The organism is Providencia sp. PROV073 (assembly GCF_033688125.1).
GTDB classification, from domain to species: Bacteria; Pseudomonadota; Gammaproteobacteria; order Enterobacterales; family Enterobacteriaceae; genus Providencia; species Providencia hangzhouensis.
The window spans coordinates 3,997,424-4,015,088 of record NZ_CP096353.1 but is presented as its reverse complement, the minus strand read 5'-3'; the positions used below and the strand labels follow the sequence as shown (position 1 = coordinate 4,015,088).

Below are 17,665 nucleotides of genomic sequence, written 5' to 3'. Positions count from 1 at the left end.
CTTATATGGAAATTACCTATTTGTTTTAGGCTGATGTTCTTCTGTCACATTCAAAGCAGGAATACACCAAATCCCCTCATGGCACTTCGGGCAACATTTTTGATTACTTGTAAAATACTCACGACACTGCACGCAAAACCAATCCGTGATCTTTAAAATAGGGGACACTGATCGAACCTGTGTGCTCAGTCGTGCCTTATCTTCTAAGCTCTTGATCTTACTGATGAGCCGCGGACAGTGCTCTGCGGTCTGAGGATCAGAATGGGTAAACCATGACTCCGTTGGCGTCTTGTGCAGTGTGACGGGCTCACCGCAGTGAGCACAGTAATAGTTTTCTCGTGAATAACTCGATTCCTGATTGGCTCCCGCGAAACGATTGTTCTGCGTTAAGGCTAGCGACATTTTGACTTCATGTAATTTAAGCATGGTTGTGCTCCTTCTGTAAAATTTAAACTAAACGTTCTGAGTACCCAACATTCAGGATCCACACTCGGCAACCCACCTTGAAACTTAGAAGACCACTGAGCATAGGCTGCATGCGTATCGAGTCAGGTTCGTATGTTTAGGATGCAACGTTGCCTAGAACGCGTTCAATCGCACCAGGTGTGGTTGAAAGTGAGTTGGTGGGTAATGGGGTGGGTATGCTATGAAAAATGCACGACGACTCGCGCTAGTACCTTAGGATCCAAGGGCTGAGTTGGTTCCTCTCGATTCATCAATGCGTGCTTGTAACCACTGTACGACTTCGCTCTTTAACCAGCGCGACATGCGACCAAACTTGATGGGTTTTGGGAACTCTCCATTTTGGATCAACTTATAGAACCACTTATCCGTTAACCCAGTTAGTGCGGTGATAAATTTCATGTCAATGAATTGGTCATCAAGTAATGCAATATTTTCAGTTTGCGTGCTCATGGTAAAACTCCTGTTTTTAGAGTGTGTAAAAAGCAGGAGCGATATCGAAAAATGGGATGTGGATATCACTCCACATCATTAACCGGATGTGTAAAAAATAACTTGGTTGCTAACTATTGGCGTTTTCTCGGTTTGATTTCGCCTCGCCAAAAGGTGCGTTTGAGTTCAGGTACAGCCAGACGGACCCATGCATCCGCTTTACATAAATACCTCACCGCATTGAGTAATCCTTTCTTACTCTCCGCATCAGTACGTTTCAGTAAACCAATCCCCAGTTCGCGATAGCTTTCTTTTTGGTAATTACAGTTAAAGTACAGGCCAGCCATGTCCGTTATACGTTCTTGCCAGAGTTCACCAATGAGTTTGCCCAGCGTGATGTCCCGCCTCACTTTTTGTCCATCAAAGAAAAACAAAGCGTGGTAATGAAATCCTTTTTCCATACCGAATTCCAATTTCAAGATATACCCGACACAGCATGAAAAGAGTCGGTCGCGGTTAATGGCTTTGTACAGGGCTTGGCGATGCTGACGAAGGTGATGAGCTTTAACTCTATGGCAAATACCACTTTTGTAAGACAGGTCTACACGCACAACTAGCAGTTTGGAGTAACGTTGATACAACGAGTCAATGTATTGCTGAGCTCGACGGTAGTTCTTCTGAGCACCTTGCTCGAAGGCACGAACTTGCTTTTTGTAGTCAGGGCTCTTTAACGTGCTTTGGAATTCATGGAAGGCCTCGTTAAGCCACTGAACGTGTTCAGGGGTATCCACCAGCCAGTATTTATCTTTGTCTATGAGTATGTCGTTTAGGCGGTATTTGTTAAAAAGAGAGACCAACAACTCAAGGGTAGGATGCAAACGCTGTATTCGAGATTTTTCCATTGATTGAATGTAATTGATGAACTTGAGCGTTTCTAAAAAGAGCTCACCTTTAGGGGATGTCGAGGTGAGCTGCAAGCGTGGGTTATTGGGCGACAAGGGAATGCCTTTATATAAATCTAATTTATGGGTTAGACGTTTCGAAAGGTATTTAATATTTCCCATGAGTAGCGAGACCAACTCACGCATTGAGTGGTCTCGAGTGAGCATTAGACGGTCATGTTCAAAAGTGGTTGAGAGAACAACTTGATTTAAGTGAAGTGCGCGATTTGTCATTTTATTTGCCTGTAGTTGAATAAAGGTTCGTATCATCAGGCAGAGGAGTTATTTTTAATTTTTTATAGGCCTCGATGTGAATAATGCTGATTTAGGTAAAAATCAGCATGGAGTTGTATTGCTTATGCGTAATGTTTTTCAGTGACAATTGAGCATGGTTTTACATGTTCTCATTCTTCTGTAGTTAACATGATTGTGAATGGGTCAAGATAAACAAGAGACATACTGATTAACTCATTAATAATAAACAATCCTAGAAGCTGAGCTCGGGTTTTAATGTTTAATGAATGGTTATGCTTGGGGTTATCATACCTATTTTTTGATTTTAGGTACTTTTCATATGCTTCAAGTTAGTGCTTTTTTATTTTAATATATTGAAATTAATCATCTTATAATCAATCTGTCTATATGTGTGTAAGACATGAGATATGACATAAAAACAACGTAAATTGTGACGTAATAGAGACTAATTAAAGACAAAAGAAGCTACACTATTACTACGTAGTTCTTTAAGGGATGGTTTATGTCTAATCAGGATAAATACTTAAAAATAAGCAATGACAGAGAACGGTATTTTTATAGTTCTTACATTTCAAAAATGTTGAATATTCAATTCATGGAGGCCCGGCCACGGAGTGAAAGAGAGCTTAATAAAGCCATAAAAAATAAGCTGGAAGATACGACAGAGCGTATGCGGTTCATTCGTGAGGCGAAAGACGAATTTAGTTGCAAAGTTATACAAAATGAAGCATTTGATTGGATTAAATCCAATGAGCGATGTGCCTTTTTTATTCTCTACTACATCAATCATTATTTAACAAACAAAAAGATTTTAGCGATTAATGACCATCGATATCGAGTTATTTATCGAACATCTGAGTATGAGCGTGTCGATTATCTAACTCCATTGGATGAGTATGAGTATCGTAAGCAAGGTTTATCGCCATCACCCAATAATACAAAAGATGCATTAGATAATATTATGTATTTTTTTGATTTACTGGATTCTTCAATTGAGAAAAAAATTGAAATTCTTGCGTATTTGAAACGAAAATGGATGTCAATTAAGGATACAAACTATTTGTCATGGCTTGATGAACGTAATGCAACACAAATGGAATGGGCAAAAAATTATATTGCAAGGTCTCGCTTATTTTCTCGATGGTCTTGTTCAGAAGTTTATACATTTGCTAGTGAACGAGTGCAATTAATGGGGTGTTTTGATGTTAGATTAGATATATCTCCAGACTCAAAAGAGTTATTAATTATTAAAATGAAAAAGGCGTGGTCACAAGAAAACTATCGAAGTCAAATATCGGAAAAGAAAGTGCTAAACACATATTTAGACAAAGATGTGAAAGATAAGTTATCAAGATTAGCTAAACGGCACAGAATGAAAATCAACGAGTATTTAACTTATCTAATTGAAAAAGAAGATGAATAAGTAAAGTTCATTATGATTCGATTTTTTTTCACATATATATTATTCAATTGATAATGATTTCGGTTATTTTGTTTATATATCAATAAGTTAAACTTCATTCATGACACACCCTGTCATTTCCCTTCATTTATCTCTCGAAAAAAAGTCAAATAGCCGGACATAACCTGTCCGGTGAGGTTGTTATCGTAGTGTTCTCTTTTTCAAGCTAGGGAATAATACTGATGGCAACTTACCGATTAGATACCGATTTAGCGTTTTTACGTGAATGCAGCAATGAAGAACTGGGCTTGCTTGTGTCTGTACTGACTCACGACAGCAAAGACGGACAAAAGCGTTGGACTGAAACCTTAACTAGCTCGCCTGAATATCAACTCTACCATCCGGAGCACCAGCAATACTGGATGTCGATTGCTGCTGAATTGCAAGCCTTTGGGGCTAACAGCTTGATGAGTCTTGTTCGAGGCAATAAGGGCGTGCTGTACCGTGAAATCTTACAGGATGTCTGTGACCACCTTGATGTCAATTACCCGAAGGAAGGAAATACCGAAACCTTGGAATTAAATTTGTTATTGAAAGTATTAGAAAAAAGCTTAAATGAGCTGACCACGGAAGAGCTACAAGCTTTTTCCCGTGACATGCAACTTAACCTCACCAACCCCACGCCTCAACTGATTTTGATTGCGGTTCAAGCGGCTATCCGTACCTCAGGCATTGCCGCACTGGAAGTGGCCACACTCTCCGCCATTGGCGTGATTAATGCGCTCGGCGGGTTTGCCACCATTGGCACACTCTTTGCCGCACACCGAGCACTTTCCTTGATTGCGGGTCCGATTGGTCTTGCAGTGAGCTCAGCATGGCTTGTCGCTGACTTAGCGGGACCCGCTTATCGGGTCACCGTTCCTGCCTGCATCATTGTGGCGTACTTACGACAAAAAGCCTTATCGCAATAAGGTTTATCAATCCCATTCTATCCGCTTGCCGGAGCTATTTTAATAAGGACAACATCATGTCGACTTCTGTGTCTCGCCATGACCGGCTTGCGTCTCGGTTGGCGTTTATTATCAGTCAATTATTTCGAGGAGAAACCGTTTATTTATCCGAGCTGTCAGAAGAGCTCAATGTCTCGACTCGTACCCTACGGCGTGACTTTAATGAGCGCCTTCAATATCTGGACTTGGAATATCACCAAGGTGGCTATCGATTGGCAGCATCACAGCGTCCCTTTCGTACCGATAAGGACATATTGCGCTTTGCCGCCATTACGCATGTCACCTCACTGTTTCCGGCTTTAGACAGGAAGCTGCTGACGGTTCTGCTCGACCCGACGATTGATTCACCGTTCATTGTCTACCATACACCCCCTGAGCAGCGTCCTTCGCTGTTTGGGGGATTTTATGTCCTCACACAAGCTATTGTGAAACGGCGTTTACTGCAATTTACCCACCAAGGAAAAAGCATCACGAACGTCGCCCCGTATAAGTTGATTTATTACCACGGTCATTGGTATCTCGCCGCTGATATCGCGCAGCACATTCATGTCTTTGATGTGATGGCCTTGCAAGATGTGGTCATGACGGCGCGGGGCTTTCGTTATCGTGAAGACCTCAACCAACGGTTATGTGAAGAGGCGTTTATTCAAGCCTTGCCCCATTACCAATATATCCAATCACTCGTTAAACTATAAGGCATTAAGATGAAAGCTATTTTTTATACTGTTTGCATAGGCAGCGCACTCTTGCTGGGATGTGATGATGCAACCTCAACCCCTGCTAAGACTGTTTCCCAAGACATTTTGCGTGTTCAAGGATTGATTTATGATTACGACCGCAGTGTGACACTCGGCGGTGTACTCAACCACCGTAAAGATTGTGTTTCGCCAACATGGGAAACCTTAACGGATGAACAAGAAAGACCCTTGGTAGTCTATAAGTGTCAGTTAGCTGAAGGGGCATTACAAACCGCCATTAATCATGATTTAAATAACGGGTATCAAACGGCAATAGACGGTATGACTAAACTCATACCGCGTTTTGCCAATGCGGAAACACCGAAAACAGATTCAACCCTTGAGGAGCAGAGGCTTACACAGGTTTTACAGGTCATCACAACACTGTCTCAACATGACTGGTCACTGCTCCGTGACAATGTTGACCAGCCTTATGCAATGACGACACCGATTGCATTTAATGCCGGTTATACTCCGTCAGAGGAAGCAGAGCGCCAGCTTAAAGCGTGGAATGCGTTAACGGAGACATTGAATGACCACGCCCCTGTTGTTGGCTTGTATTTATTACCGTGGTTAAACCAAACGGAAAATGTTGAGGCAACGCTCCGAAAAGAGGTCTCCGAGCTTCAGCAACACAATACCAATGTGCTAACACAATTTAAACACCAACAAAATGAAGGAATTCAAATCACGGAGCAATACATCACAGACCTAAAACGTACACAACAAAATGCGCAAGACTGGTCAATCACCCAAGTTTTTATTTGGAGCCTCGTTAACCCTGAAAAGCCTGTTCTAACACATGTTCTGTATAACCTAGAGGATAAACAAGGGCGGGAGGATTTTACCGCCATGATGGAAAAAACATTGGGCCGCTCTGCAAGAACGAATGCCGTCGCATGGGCGTACCAAGGTAAACTTGAAACACCTCAAATTATTAACGGAATAGCGAAAGCGTTATTTTACTACCAAACACAATCCTTTCAAAAACCGGATATCGCCCGATATCAATACTGAGTTTTCACACACTATTCGGCGTTCATATTTAGTGAACGCCTGACTAAAGGGTAATCTATGTCCATTTTTAAACTTATCGCCACCTCTGTGAGCGTTATGACACTGGTGTCTATCACCTACTACGCCCAGAAGACGGTCAATGAGCAACTTACGCTTGAAGGCGAGTATTCTGATGCAGAAATTCAAGCGGCTCGACTTGGTGCAACACTAGCCTGTACCACGTTATTAGGCGGTGCCATTGAGCGACTGCTTAACGGGCTATTTAGTGACCACTAAAACTCAACTATTTCAATGTAGATTCAACATAACGGCAGGCCAATCGGTCTGCCTTTTTTATTTCTCAATATCCATAATAAGGTTTTTTTATGACACTCGATTCAATCTCTACAACACCCGTCCCAAACCACCAACGCACACGTTTCTGGCAAAGCCACTTTGGTACAGTAAAAGGCTTCGCCACATTTGAAGTGGTAATTTTCACTATCATGGGCCAGTTCTGTGATGAATATACTGGCGGCTATTGGGAATACTGCACCTTACCCAACGGAGGGGCATTTATTTACCCTGATTTGGACCATGAAACATTAACGCTGTTCAATATGCACAATGGTAATGAAGCGAAACTCAGCCCAGAAGCGGCAGGTGTTGCCGTCTGTTTGATGTTGTATAGTCAGTGGTCATTTAGAACCGAAAGTGAAGTACTAGTCGAGCGTTTTTACCAGCTTCGTGATTACGCAATTCAACATGCTGAAAGTTCAGCTATTTTCCACCTAATCGATTAAATCTCACTTAATTCACTCTTTCAGTTTTACCTATCTTATTTATTTTCAAGGAAACTCATTATGACTAGTTTAGCTTCCCGCTTTGGTGCGGCGAATAGTATTCGTCGTGACCGCCCATTAACGATTGAAGAGTTGTTCCGTACTGTACCCAGTGTGTTCTCTGAAGAGAAACACGAATCCAGAAGTGAGCGTTACACTTATATCCCAACCATTACTTTATTGGATAGCCTTCAAAAAGAAGGCTTCTATCCGTTCTTTGCCTGCCAAACTCGTGTACGTGATACCAGCCGTCGAGAGTACACCAAGCACATGTTGAGGCTGCGGCGACATGACCAAATTACGGGCGTACAAGTGCCTGAAATTATTTTGCTCAATAGCCATGATGGATCAAGTAGCTATCAAATGTTACCGGGATTATTTAGAGCAGTATGTTCGAACGGTTTAGTTTGTGGTGATACCTTTGGTGAAGTGCGAGTACCGCACAAAGGCAATGTTGTGGATAAAGTCATTGAAGGAGCTTATGAGGTGCTAGAAACCTTTGATACGGTGGCCGAAAAACGTGAAAAAATGCAATCTCTCATGTTACCTCCACCAGCACAGCAAGCCTTAGCACATGCGGCTTTAACTTATCGCTTTGGTGAGGAACACCAACCGATTACTGAAGAACAAGTATTACAGCCTCGTCGCTGGGAGGATAAGAAAGATGACCTCTGGACAGTATATCAACGTTTACAGGAGAATTTAATCAAAGGGGGATTATCGGGCAAAAATGCCAAAGGTAAGCGAGCTCGTACTCGTTCGGTGAATGGCATTGATGGGGATATTAAATTGAATAAGGCGCTGTGGGTGATGACTGAAAAGATGCATGAGCATTTTGACTGTAGCTAGTTTACTTAAGTAAAATTTTATTGGTGGGCAGGTTACGGATGTTAGCTAATTAGCTAGCATCCCATCTAACCTTATGATTTTTATAGTCGAAGGAGAATAAAAAACACATTTTTATCTGATGTTAAGTTATCTTCTGGGGTAGGCAGAAATTTAGTGTTTTCAATTAACTCTATGCCTCGAATGCAAAGCTTTTTGTCATTGTTACTATTTTTATCATGAGCAATAGCTGAAATTAATTTGCCGTCATTATCGAGAGTGACCTTAATTTCGCATTCTTTTCCTTTGTATAGGTCAACATCATAGAACCGACTTTGAATAGATTTTTGGACATTCGAAGCATAGATATCCATTGGATGCTTATTAGTTGGGGCTGCGTTTAAGTGCCCAGTAAAAAGAATGCTAAAAAATAAAAAATACTTCTTCATGAAAAACAACCTCGGGTTTGTATCTCTAATTTTTCTGGGATTGAAATTTAGTAACAGCTAACTGAAAGTAATGTACTTTCAGTTAGCTACGTTTCTGTATTGCTTCAAATTGCCAGATAAAAAAAACAAATAAAAATAGCATAAAGATTGATAAAAAATGAAATATAGTATTTTCAGTACTTAGTGTTTTTTCTACTATTAGATTGATGCCACTATATATCGCAATGAAATAAAAGAATAAAATAGCTGATTTTCTTTTTACATTATAAAGTTTATCTGATCGTAATTGTTTTTTTAGATTTTTCCTTATAAAGAAAAAAACTAAAACACCCAAAAAGACAGTTAGATAATAAGTTATTACCATTCAGGGATCTCCCTGTCTTTATATTTATTTCCATCAGTATCTGTACATTCAACATAGCTTGGTTCATCGCCTCCAAATACAAATACATACTTACAGTCTTCAACGATTTCTTTTACATTTTGTATTTTTTCAGGTTCACGAATGACTAATGTAGTTTGGCCTGTATCCTTATCATAGACCATCATACTTTTGACATCATCCCTAAGCTTTGAAATAGAGATTGCATCACTAATCATTTCAAATACTAGAAATTTACTGCTCATTTGCTTATAAGCATGCTCTAGATCTTTTTGCGCGTATTCTTTAAAGAATAAGTTTTTCTTTGGATTTCCATATTCATTTAGTTTAGGAATTAGCTTTAATTTCCCTTTAACGGAAATACCAAAATCAACAAGGTCATAGGCTAAATTGCCAACAGATTCTTTAAACCCTAGTGCTTTAGCTGCTGACTTATAACCCTCACGTAATGGACCCTGAACATCACTATTGCCTTCATAAAAACCAATGCCGCCTTCATAAATACCATTCGCACCATGAGCGATTAAAGGTGCCCCAAGCATACAACCCATACCTGTGGAACATAAGGCGATACCAGTACCAACCATAGCCATTCCACCAAGTAATGATAGCCCATTTAAGACCCAATCAGCGGATTGCTGGTATAGATCTTTTTCTTCTTGTTTTAATTCGGCAGAACCGTGCTCGTAGCTTTTTTGACCAGACTCAACCTGATGAACAATTTGATAAGCGAAATTTTCAACATCGCTTTTAAATTCACTTTTTACTTCAGGGTAATAGAGATGTTTTTCACAAAGCTCATCTGCACAATCAATTAGGTGTTGCGCATCAATTCTAATTTTGTTGCTATCATTAGCAATAATAGGAGAAGCGTAATTATTACTTGGTTGACTAATTGGTTGCTGAGTAGGGGGCTCGGGAGCTACAGGATTATATGCGCGAGACATCGGTTCATCTTCTTTACTGTAGCAATCAGTGATGGAGTTTATCAGTCTTGCTTTGCATGGACAGGAGCTAAAGCTATCCAATGTTCCTGCCATCATTCTACCATTACCCCATACATTGCTAACGCCACCAAGTATGTTGTATGTCCCAGAATGCTTTCCACAGGTAACTAGATCGCCCTGACGTGCAGCAGATCTTCCATGAAATATAAAGGTATTGTCACCGGTTAAAATTTGACCGCCACATGTTGTTTTATCGCCAACTCGTAAAAAATATCCTATAGCCATGCTTATCCCTAAACGTAATTTAACTTAAGTTAAATATCATTATTGACTAGCGATAGGCGATTGACCAGTTATTTTTAACAATTACCAAGAATTACAATAGATAGGAGTAGAGCATTGACGTTATTAATAATATTCAATGAAAAGATAAAGGTGGTATTATGATGATGGTTTATTTATGGCGGTAATGGATTTAAGTAACTCACTTTTCAAACTTCAAGCCACTGAGTATACATTTAAGTATACAAAAAATTATCTGTAAATTTATACCAAATAAAAACAATGTATTGACTAATAAAAGCGAGTCCGGCCTTCGCACCATAAGAACATCAAGAGACGTCAACCGACGTCTTTTTTTGTATATAAAATCCCAGTTTTACAAGGCTTTTCCCCACTTTTCAGTCTTCCCAAGTATACTAAGGTCAACCCACATCAAGTACCTATTGTTGGTATATGTGTTGGTATCTCTCGATTCGATAATAGTTTGTACCAACAGAAGGAGATAAATTATGGCTCTTACTGATGCTAAAGTCAGGGCTGCCAAGCCTTTGGATAAATCGTATAAATTGACCGATGGTGATGGTATGCACTTGATGGTACATACCAACGGCTCAAAATATTGGCGTTTACAGTATCGCTTTGGTGGTAAGCAAAAAATGTTAGCGCTGGGTGTTTATCCTGACATCTCGCTTGCTGAAGCCAGAGAGAAAAGAGATGCAGCCTCGCCGTTGGGAAGGTAAAAAAGATGATCTTTGGACGGTATACCAACGTTTGCAGGAGAATTTAATCAAAGGCGGATTATCAGGCAGGAATGCAAAAGGTAAGCGAGCTCGCACTCGTTCAGTGAATGGAATTGATGGAGATATCAAATTGAATAAGGCGCTGTGGGTGATGACTGAAAAGATGCATGAGAGTTTTCAAAATAAATAAAAATATTTATATTAATGAATTATACGGGATATAAATGCTAATGCGCTCATTATTTATGATTCAGCTATCATTATAATGAGCTTTATGATTAATTAGTGCTTATGATAGAGGAATACCAATAATTAAAGGAGCATTAAAATGTTTGATAGTTTACTGAGTGTCGAATCTATTGTCGCACTATCTATTGGTGCTATATTTAGCTTCAAAATTGGAAAGGTAAATATCAGCATTAAGAATGACTTTAGAAATCAAAGTCCTGATATAAATGGTAATAATAACTTAGTCATTTATAACCAAGCGATGGGAAATGTTAGAAAAGAGATTGCATTTTCTATAAAAATTGCAATTGTTGTGATGATGATTGTATTTCATTGGTTTCCTACTTTTTTTCTGAATCTCTTGATATCATTTTCATTCTTTCTACCAATATTTAGTTTAGTCGGTATTGTGAATGTTATACGGCTTAATGGTATTTATAGAGGATGGGATTTTTTATATTTTTTTGCATCATTAATAATGGGGATATTGTTTTATTGTTCAGCAGCAATGATGACTAAATATATGTCTATTTATCCGGAGTTAACAGCAATTTACACACATATGTCAGAATATAGACTCATGGGGCTTTTTGATGCACCAAATTATCTTCACTATTTCATTCTTGTGGTTATGACTAGTATTGCATGCCCAGCCTTAATAATTATAGGTTTTTATCTTACTTTTGCATATACAAAAGCAAGGGATGGAAACGAGGTTTTTCGGTATGCATCTACATTACTGATTTCTGGATATGTAGCTTACTTATTTATATCAGGTGTTTTCTTTTCGCCAGACCGACAAAATCATGAGCAATTTTTATTAATTCTGGCTTATCCATTTAAAGTTGCTTTATCATTTTTTATTTAAAATTTAGTAGTATGTTATTATTCAAAAAGTATTAGTTTTACCGAAATTCTAAAGGGTCTCTCAAGTAAGAGAATGAAGGGAAGGAGTAATGAGTTATTGTGTGAAAAGAAAACTCATTACCAGCGGTAGTCAACAAAATCTCTTTATGTATTCAAATATATAGTTTTCTGTTTCCTTTAGCTAAATAGTAAAATTCTAATACGGGAACATATGTGGGTATAAAAAATAGTTATAAAAATATATTATTTAAATTTCATGTTGTTAGTCTTTCTTTGCGAGTCCGGCCTTCGCACTATCTTGACGTATGCTAACGTCTCAAATCATCCATAAAATAAAAAATATCTAAAAAAAATCAATGACAACTTTATCCAGTGGCATCTTATAACGTCTCTTGATGTCCATCCCCAAAAGGGGCCAAATAAGGGGCACTTCAATTCGATTGTTATAGGTGCCCCCTCAATGCCACTCAACGTTAAGCAAATAGAGGTTTTAAAGCCCAAACGCATGGCGATAGCGGAGAGCTTTATCTTAGGCTGCTTAACTGCTGTAGATGAGCCTTTAAGCTAGATTTTATGGCTTTCCCTGCCTCCAGCAACGCGTACAGCCACAAAATGCCTCTGTTCTTAGATAATAACCCTGCCTGACATATGCCAAGCCCTACAAAGGGCTGTAGGTTTTCACTCTTACCCATTCTTGATTCAGCCTTTAAACGTGAATTAAATTGGTGTACTTAACCTAAATTCAGGTAATATGAACAATTAATAGTTAAAGGCCAACGATTACAGGAGAGAGTATGGCATATCCGACGTATTTAGTGTTAAAAGGTAAAAGCCAAGGTTTGATTTCGGCAGGGTGCTCATCTCAGGATTCAATCGGTAATCGTTATCAGGTCGGCCATGAAGACGAAATTCAGATAATCGGCTTAAATAGTGGTTCCTTTCGCGAGCAGAATGCTTCATATAAACCCGTCGTATTTACTAAGCCGATTGATAAATCATCTCCCTTACTTTCAGTGGCTTTGGATAGTAATGAAGTTTTAGAAGCAAAATTTATGTTTTACCGAACAAGTCAAGCTGGTCAACTTGAAAGATATTATGAAATCAAACTTACTGGTGTTTCATTGATTGAGATTTCCGACATATTTCCTGATTCAATAAAAGATAATGAATCCATGCCATATCAACGGGTTCAAATGAAATACGAATCTATATCAAGAAGTCATTTAATGGCGAACACATCAAGCTACAGTATTAATAGTGAGATGGTTAAGTAGTTTTTAGTATCAAAAGAGATGAATATTACTTACACATCTCTTTTGATATAACGTATTCATTTGGCGCGAAAATAGATGGCTTGTAGCAGGTGTAGTAGCCTTTCGATGCTAAATCAATGCTGACATAGGCGGAAAAGAAAAAGCTAAATATGATACCCACTACCCCGATTCCGGCAAACAAACTGGCTAATTTATTATTCATTTTTTGTGGTTTTTTTGTATATCCACATGTAAAAGATAGGTATGAAAAATAAATAATAAAAGGTGCTGCAAAACAAAGTAGACCAGTTTGAAATGAAAATAAAATTCTATCTTTCATCATGAAATAATTTTTATAATAAATGATAGAGTTATAGAAACAAAATAAAGCTAAAAATAAAAGAAACGCTGCAATTAAATACAATTTAAATGGGTTTATTTTAACCACGACTGAACCTCCCCCACTGTGAGAAAAATTGGTCTGGGTGATAAGGTGTTTCAGGTTTTCTTGGCCTGTGAGTTTTTAAGGCTTTAATAATACTCTCACTAATTTGGAATTCATCATCTAATTTATACAGAGCATAAGCGATTGCTGCTCCTAGTAAAAATATCCCCACGGATATGACAATAACGCTTCCTCCTGTAATTAATCCTGCGGTTGTTAAACCTCCTACAATGGCAGTACTTATCTGTGTGCTAATAGCTAATTTTGCCATATCCATGGTGATGTTCACAAAAAAATCCACTAGTGAATATTCACTTTTGAATATTAATTCTACTACTCTGTAAGCTGCTGAAAAAACGATTGCGAATCGAGTTGCACCAACGGATATGTTATTCATACCTTGGGTTCCTACACCCATGTATAGAATGCGAGGATTGTTGATTAAATACCGAGTCCCATTTAAGTAAGCTCTAACTCCAGCATGCCCAGATAGGCGAATATAAACATTACCGTTTGGGCCAACATATTCAGTTGCTTGGATATTAATATTTCTAAATTCATTGATAATTCTAGTAACACGATGAGCCTCATAGATATTTGATGAGTAATTAGAAATAAAATCACCAATACCAAATAAAGCCTCTTTAGGGTCTTTGAAAGGCGTCGGGGTGGACATATTCTTTAAAATATAATCTGCTTCTTCAATTGTAGCTACTGCAGCAACATTATCATCGTCTTTTTCATTGTTAAGAATACCTTTAATCTTTATTAGATTAGCTTGATAATAAAGCTCATCATAGTTAGGTACCTCTTCGAAGCTAAATTTCGCGTCCGCATCAATGAGTGTTTTTGATACGGGATCATATTTATACGCCATGTTAATTCCCTTTCTAAAATTTAGCTTAGGTTAAGTTTATGAGAAGTGTTGATAGTATTCAATGAAAATATAAATGAGATTATGGATCCTAATAGATAACCCAGTCTGACACATGAAAAGCCCTGATTACACTACTGAGGTAATAGGGCTATAATCTATGATATTCAATAGGTTGCCTTCATTTTTCATTGGCTTATTGCAGAGGGATAGTTAATTTGATCGCCAAATCAGGGACGATATTAGGGAAATGTGAATTCCCCTAGTTTCCCCATAAACTAACAAAAGCTAAATTGTCTAAATCCTTTTCACCTAAGATTTACTCTTCTTCACCCTCTTGTAATTAAGCCACTTTGTTTGAGTTGAATAGAAAGCTCTACAAGAGGCTGTCTTAAATCAACTTCTAATTTTGACGTGTTCTAAATTATCCATTGGTCAGAGAGAATGGCTGGGTCGTTTAAAATCATTTTTTCCAGTAGTTGTTCGCTGGCAAGTTTGCTAGTCGTTAGCGGTTGGGGATTATCACCCACACGCCAGATAGCATGATTAATCGACATCATCTGTTCCTTAGCTTAATGCAGCTTCTGTGAGAGCATTCGCAAGGTGGAGCTGGGTTTGTTGAGCGGATTGCAGTCGGGATTTGAGGTGTTCACAAACTTGAATAAGCTCATTGGCTTTCGAGATTATTTTATCCTGCTCATTTTGAGATAATAGAGGGAAAAGGGTCATTTCAAGCTGCTTGGTAGAAATGTGTGGCACACCATTACTTCTACCTGGATCAATGGCATTAATAAAATAATTAGACTCCAACCATTTACTCAAAAAGCCACTAAGAATCATATTTCCAATACTGCTAAACTTAGCCACCCGTTGTAATAAAAGGCAGGGCAAATCACACTCGCGTATAAATGCATATTTCAATCCAGTATTAATTATAGGTCTATCAAGTGATATGACAATATCTCCAACATTCAAACTAAATCCTTCAAACTCTGAGAGCCTGGAATCAGGCAATTTCACTGAATCAGCCCAGTTAATATGCCCGTGGGATATATTGGCATTTCTGACTAATCGAATTCCATTATCGCTAAACCATTCACTTTTAAATGCGTAGCCATTTTGAAAGTTAAATAATGTACCCAATCGGCACCACTCCCATCCCATCGGTAATTCAAAAGGTTTTTCTTCATCACTAATCGGCGGCAATGGTTTTTGTTTTTTAATTTTGCCATCTTTCACCATTTGTGCTTTTTCTTGTTCAATACGCCTTACCAGTTCAGATGCAGGTTCGTTGTTAGGATCTTGTGGAACCAGTTTACCCATGACGGCTAATTGCAAGATGGTTTGCTTTAACGTATCGATGCTCGTCTCGGTGGTAAATAGTGTGTCGAAATGCTGGCTAATTCGCGACCAATTTTCAGAGAGTTCTTTTGCGTTTTGGCTATCCGTAAGTGTTGCTAATAGGGTTTCAACTAGTTTTTTATGTGCATCAAGGCTGGTTAGCGATTGTTGTTCCAGTTGATCGCAGAGGGCCATTAATTCTTTAACTTTTAATACAATATTTTCTTGTTCATTTTGGGGAGGAATTGCAATTGTCAATCCATATGCATCGTTTCGATTCAATCCTGGTTTTATTCCTTTACCCAATGAATCAAGACCAAGTGTATGAAATTGCATAAATACAAAATCAAGATTCATTGCCATAGGAGGGATTGAGCTATATGCAACATCTGTTACCCAGCATCCAATATTAAGAGATAAATTCAATGCGCCAGCAGAACCTTTCCTTCCAATAACTATACATGGTGAATTAACGCAAGCTACGTTATGCGTTCCAACAACCCCATTGGAGCCATAAACATTATATTCACCAGTATTAGTTCTTTTTTCTTGGGGTAAATTGTTGCCATATTCCATTTCATAAATGTTACCAAATCTGACCCACTCCCACCCCTCCGGTAACTCAAACGGTTTTTCATTCTCACTAATTTCAGGAAGTGGCTTTTGTTTTCTTATTTTTCCCTGTTTCATCAGTTCCGCTTTCTCAGCTGCAATACGTTTTAACAGCTCAGAGGCAGGTTCATCGTTTGGGTCTTGCGGTACTAATTTGCCACGCACTGCCAGTTCTAAGATCAGCTCGCGCAGTTTCTTAATACCATAAAGATCAATTTTACCGTTGTTGCCACGTCCTGCGGTGGAGCGAGTTTGTAGCGCAGAAGACCAAATATCGATATGGTCGGTAATCAGTTTCTCAACGGTCATCAGTTTGTTTCCTTATTGCCAGTCAATGCGGTACCGAGGATATCGCGTAACTGATGACGCAGTTTACTGATTTCAGCTTGTTGTGCTTGGTACTGCGCCAGTAATTCGTTGGGATCGTGGCTGATCGTTTCACCTTGATACGGGTTTTTGATATCGAGGTTAAAATTACGGGCAATGATTTCATCAATGCTGACTTTCCACGCTTGATTGTTTTCTTCACGGCTTGCAAAGCCATCGGCTTCATTGCCCCACCAGTCGATTTCTGTTTGGAATTCTTCAAACTTCATCGGTTTGGTTTTGCTATAGTTTTTAGCTCCCTCAGGGTAGGGGTGCTCGTAGAACCAGATTTCTTTGGTTGGCTGGCCTTTGGTGAAGAAGAGAATATTGGTTTTGATCCCGGTATATGGGTTAAATACGCCATTTGGCAAACGAACAATGGTGTGTAAGTTGCACTCTTCGGTCAGCAGTTTTTTGATTTTGGTTTTGACGCCTTCACCAAACAGTGTGCCATCCGGCAGAACTACGGCTGCACGGCCTTTATCGGACAGCACTTCAATGATCAATTGCAGGAATAGGTCAGCGGTTTCGCGGGTCTGCATTTCTGCTGGGAAGTTTTTCTCGATCCCATCTTCTTCAGTGCCGCCAAATGGCGGGTTGGTAATAATGACGTCGAATTGCTCATCCCAAGCGGATAGAGGCTTGTTTAATGTATTGTCATGACGAATTTGTACCGGAACTTCAATACCATGCAGTAGCATATTCGTAGTGCACAGCAAATGTGGGAGCTGTTTTTTTTCAACACCAAAGATCTGCTGTTGTAGCGTTTTATGATCTTCAGTTGTCTTAACATAATGTTCTTTCACATGGTCGAACGCACAGGCAAGGAAGCCGCCAGTACCTGCTCACACGTAACATTCACTACTGGTGACAATGGCTTTAGGCCATTATTCCTCTGCATCGTACGCGATTCTTAAATTGTCCATAGGTTACCATTCTAAGTGGTGACATTTTGGTGATATTGTCACCACCTTGTC

Annotated in this window: 17 protein-coding genes and 4 pseudogenes; 11 read left to right on the top strand and 10 right to left on the bottom strand. The window is 39.0% G+C overall.

The features are described from left to right. Positions 1 to 12: 12 nt before the first annotated feature. From M1F17_RS18365 to M1F17_RS18355, 3 genes are all read right to left on the bottom strand, one after another. Positions 13 to 426 carry a putative zinc ribbon protein gene (locus M1F17_RS18365; protein WP_154628781.1) on the bottom strand — a complete coding sequence of 138 codons (414 nt, stop codon included), beginning with the start codon at positions 424 to 426 and terminating at the stop codon, positions 13 to 15. A 252-nt stretch (positions 427 to 678) separates the two neighbouring features. Continuing rightward, a complete protein-coding gene (locus tag M1F17_RS18360) occupies positions 679 to 915 on the bottom strand; it encodes a helix-turn-helix transcriptional regulator (protein ID WP_154628780.1) in 237 nt (78 codons plus the stop codon). A 113-nt stretch (positions 916 to 1,028) separates the two neighbouring features. After that, complete coding sequence (locus M1F17_RS18355) at positions 1,029 to 2,069, bottom strand: inovirus-type Gp2 protein (protein ID WP_318837104.1); 1,041 nt, start codon at positions 2,067 to 2,069, stop codon at positions 1,029 to 1,031. Positions 2,070 to 2,592: 523 nt separating this feature from the next. Between M1F17_RS18355 and M1F17_RS18350 the strand changes: the two genes are divergently transcribed. From M1F17_RS18350 to M1F17_RS18320, 7 genes are all read left to right on the top strand, one after another. After that, positions 2,593 to 3,513: a hypothetical protein gene (locus M1F17_RS18350; RefSeq protein ID WP_210855251.1), complete on the top strand. Its 921-nt coding sequence runs from the start codon at positions 2,593 to 2,595 to the stop codon at positions 3,511 to 3,513. A gap of 221 nt (positions 3,514 to 3,734) precedes the next feature. Beyond that, entirely contained in the window at positions 3,735 to 4,463 is a 729-nt protein-coding gene (locus tag M1F17_RS18345) for a DUF3944 domain-containing protein (protein WP_154639993.1), read from the top strand. Between the two features lie 56 nt (positions 4,464 to 4,519). Next, the gene (locus M1F17_RS18340; protein WP_154639994.1) at positions 4,520 to 5,197 is read left to right on the top strand and encodes a helix-turn-helix transcriptional regulator; all 678 of its coding nucleotides are present in this window, start codon (positions 4,520 to 4,522) and stop codon (positions 5,195 to 5,197) included. A 9-nt stretch (positions 5,198 to 5,206) separates the two neighbouring features. Beyond that, a complete protein-coding gene (locus M1F17_RS18335; RefSeq protein ID WP_318837103.1) occupies positions 5,207 to 6,256 on the top strand; it encodes a hypothetical protein in 1,050 nt (349 codons plus the stop codon). A 57-nt stretch (positions 6,257 to 6,313) separates the two neighbouring features. Continuing rightward, positions 6,314 to 6,532, top strand: a complete 219-nt coding sequence (locus M1F17_RS18330; RefSeq protein ID WP_154626585.1) for a hypothetical protein — start codon at positions 6,314 to 6,316, stop codon at positions 6,530 to 6,532. Positions 6,533 to 6,621: 89 nt separating this feature from the next. Further along, complete coding sequence (locus M1F17_RS18325; RefSeq protein WP_154626583.1) at positions 6,622 to 7,038, top strand: antirestriction protein; 417 nt, start codon at positions 6,622 to 6,624, stop codon at positions 7,036 to 7,038. Positions 7,039 to 7,098: 60 nt separating this feature from the next. Continuing rightward, a complete protein-coding gene (locus tag M1F17_RS18320; RefSeq protein ID WP_154626581.1) occupies positions 7,099 to 7,926 on the top strand; it encodes a DUF932 domain-containing protein in 828 nt (275 codons plus the stop codon). 80 nt (positions 7,927 to 8,006) lie between these two features. On the opposite strand, the gene M1F17_RS18315 is transcribed toward M1F17_RS18320, so the two are convergent. Both M1F17_RS18315 and M1F17_RS18310 read right to left on the bottom strand, forming a co-directional pair. Then, on the bottom strand, positions 8,007 to 8,351 hold the full coding sequence (locus tag M1F17_RS18315; RefSeq protein ID WP_154626579.1) for a cell envelope integrity TolA C-terminal domain-containing protein: 345 nt from the start codon (positions 8,349 to 8,351) through the stop codon (positions 8,007 to 8,009). A 357-nt stretch (positions 8,352 to 8,708) separates the two neighbouring features. After that, complete coding sequence (locus M1F17_RS18310; protein ID WP_154626577.1) at positions 8,709 to 9,965, bottom strand: DUF4225 domain-containing protein; 1,257 nt, start codon at positions 9,963 to 9,965, stop codon at positions 8,709 to 8,711. 506 nt (positions 9,966 to 10,471) lie between these two features. Between M1F17_RS18310 and M1F17_RS18305 the strand changes: the two are divergent. The 4 genes and pseudogenes from M1F17_RS18305 to M1F17_RS18290 all read left to right on the top strand — a co-directional run. After that, a pseudogene (locus M1F17_RS18305) lies at positions 10,472 to 10,693 on the top strand (Arm DNA-binding domain-containing protein); the annotation flags it as partial. Next, positions 10,665 to 10,892 (top strand): annotated as a pseudogene (locus tag M1F17_RS18300) (DUF932 domain-containing protein); the annotation flags it as partial. The pseudogenes M1F17_RS18305 and M1F17_RS18300, both read left to right, overlap by 29 nt. 138 nt (positions 10,893 to 11,030) lie before the next feature. Next, complete coding sequence (locus tag M1F17_RS18295; protein ID WP_180312170.1) at positions 11,031 to 11,798, top strand: hypothetical protein; 768 nt, start codon at positions 11,031 to 11,033, stop codon at positions 11,796 to 11,798. 793 nt (positions 11,799 to 12,591) lie between these two features. Continuing rightward, complete coding sequence (locus tag M1F17_RS18290; protein WP_094961537.1) at positions 12,592 to 13,071, top strand: Hcp family type VI secretion system effector; 480 nt, start codon at positions 12,592 to 12,594, stop codon at positions 13,069 to 13,071. Positions 13,072 to 13,096: 25 nt separating this feature from the next. On the opposite strand, the gene M1F17_RS18285 is transcribed toward M1F17_RS18290, so the two are convergent. The 5 genes and pseudogenes from M1F17_RS18285 to M1F17_RS18265 form a co-directional block, all read right to left on the bottom strand. Next, positions 13,097 to 13,393: a DUF1240 domain-containing protein gene (locus tag M1F17_RS18285; protein ID WP_232058933.1), complete on the bottom strand. Its 297-nt coding sequence runs from the start codon at positions 13,391 to 13,393 to the stop codon at positions 13,097 to 13,099. Positions 13,394 to 13,490: 97 nt separating this feature from the next. Continuing rightward, positions 13,491 to 14,372 (bottom strand): hypothetical protein, encoded by an 882-nt coding sequence (locus M1F17_RS18280; protein ID WP_094961539.1) that lies wholly within the window; start codon positions 14,370 to 14,372, stop codon positions 13,491 to 13,493. A 419-nt stretch (positions 14,373 to 14,791) separates the two neighbouring features. Further along, positions 14,792 to 14,926 (bottom strand): annotated as a pseudogene (locus M1F17_RS18275) (nuclease); the annotation flags it as partial. A 10-nt stretch (positions 14,927 to 14,936) separates the two neighbouring features. Further along, positions 14,937 to 16,631, bottom strand: a complete 1,695-nt coding sequence (locus M1F17_RS18270) for a restriction endonuclease subunit S (protein WP_180312169.1) — start codon at positions 16,629 to 16,631, stop codon at positions 14,937 to 14,939. Further along, positions 16,631 to 17,530, bottom strand: a pseudogene (locus M1F17_RS18265) (N-6 DNA methylase); the annotation flags it as partial. The pseudogene M1F17_RS18265 and the gene M1F17_RS18270, both read right to left, overlap by 1 nt. Positions 17,531 to 17,665 lie beyond the last annotated feature (135 nt).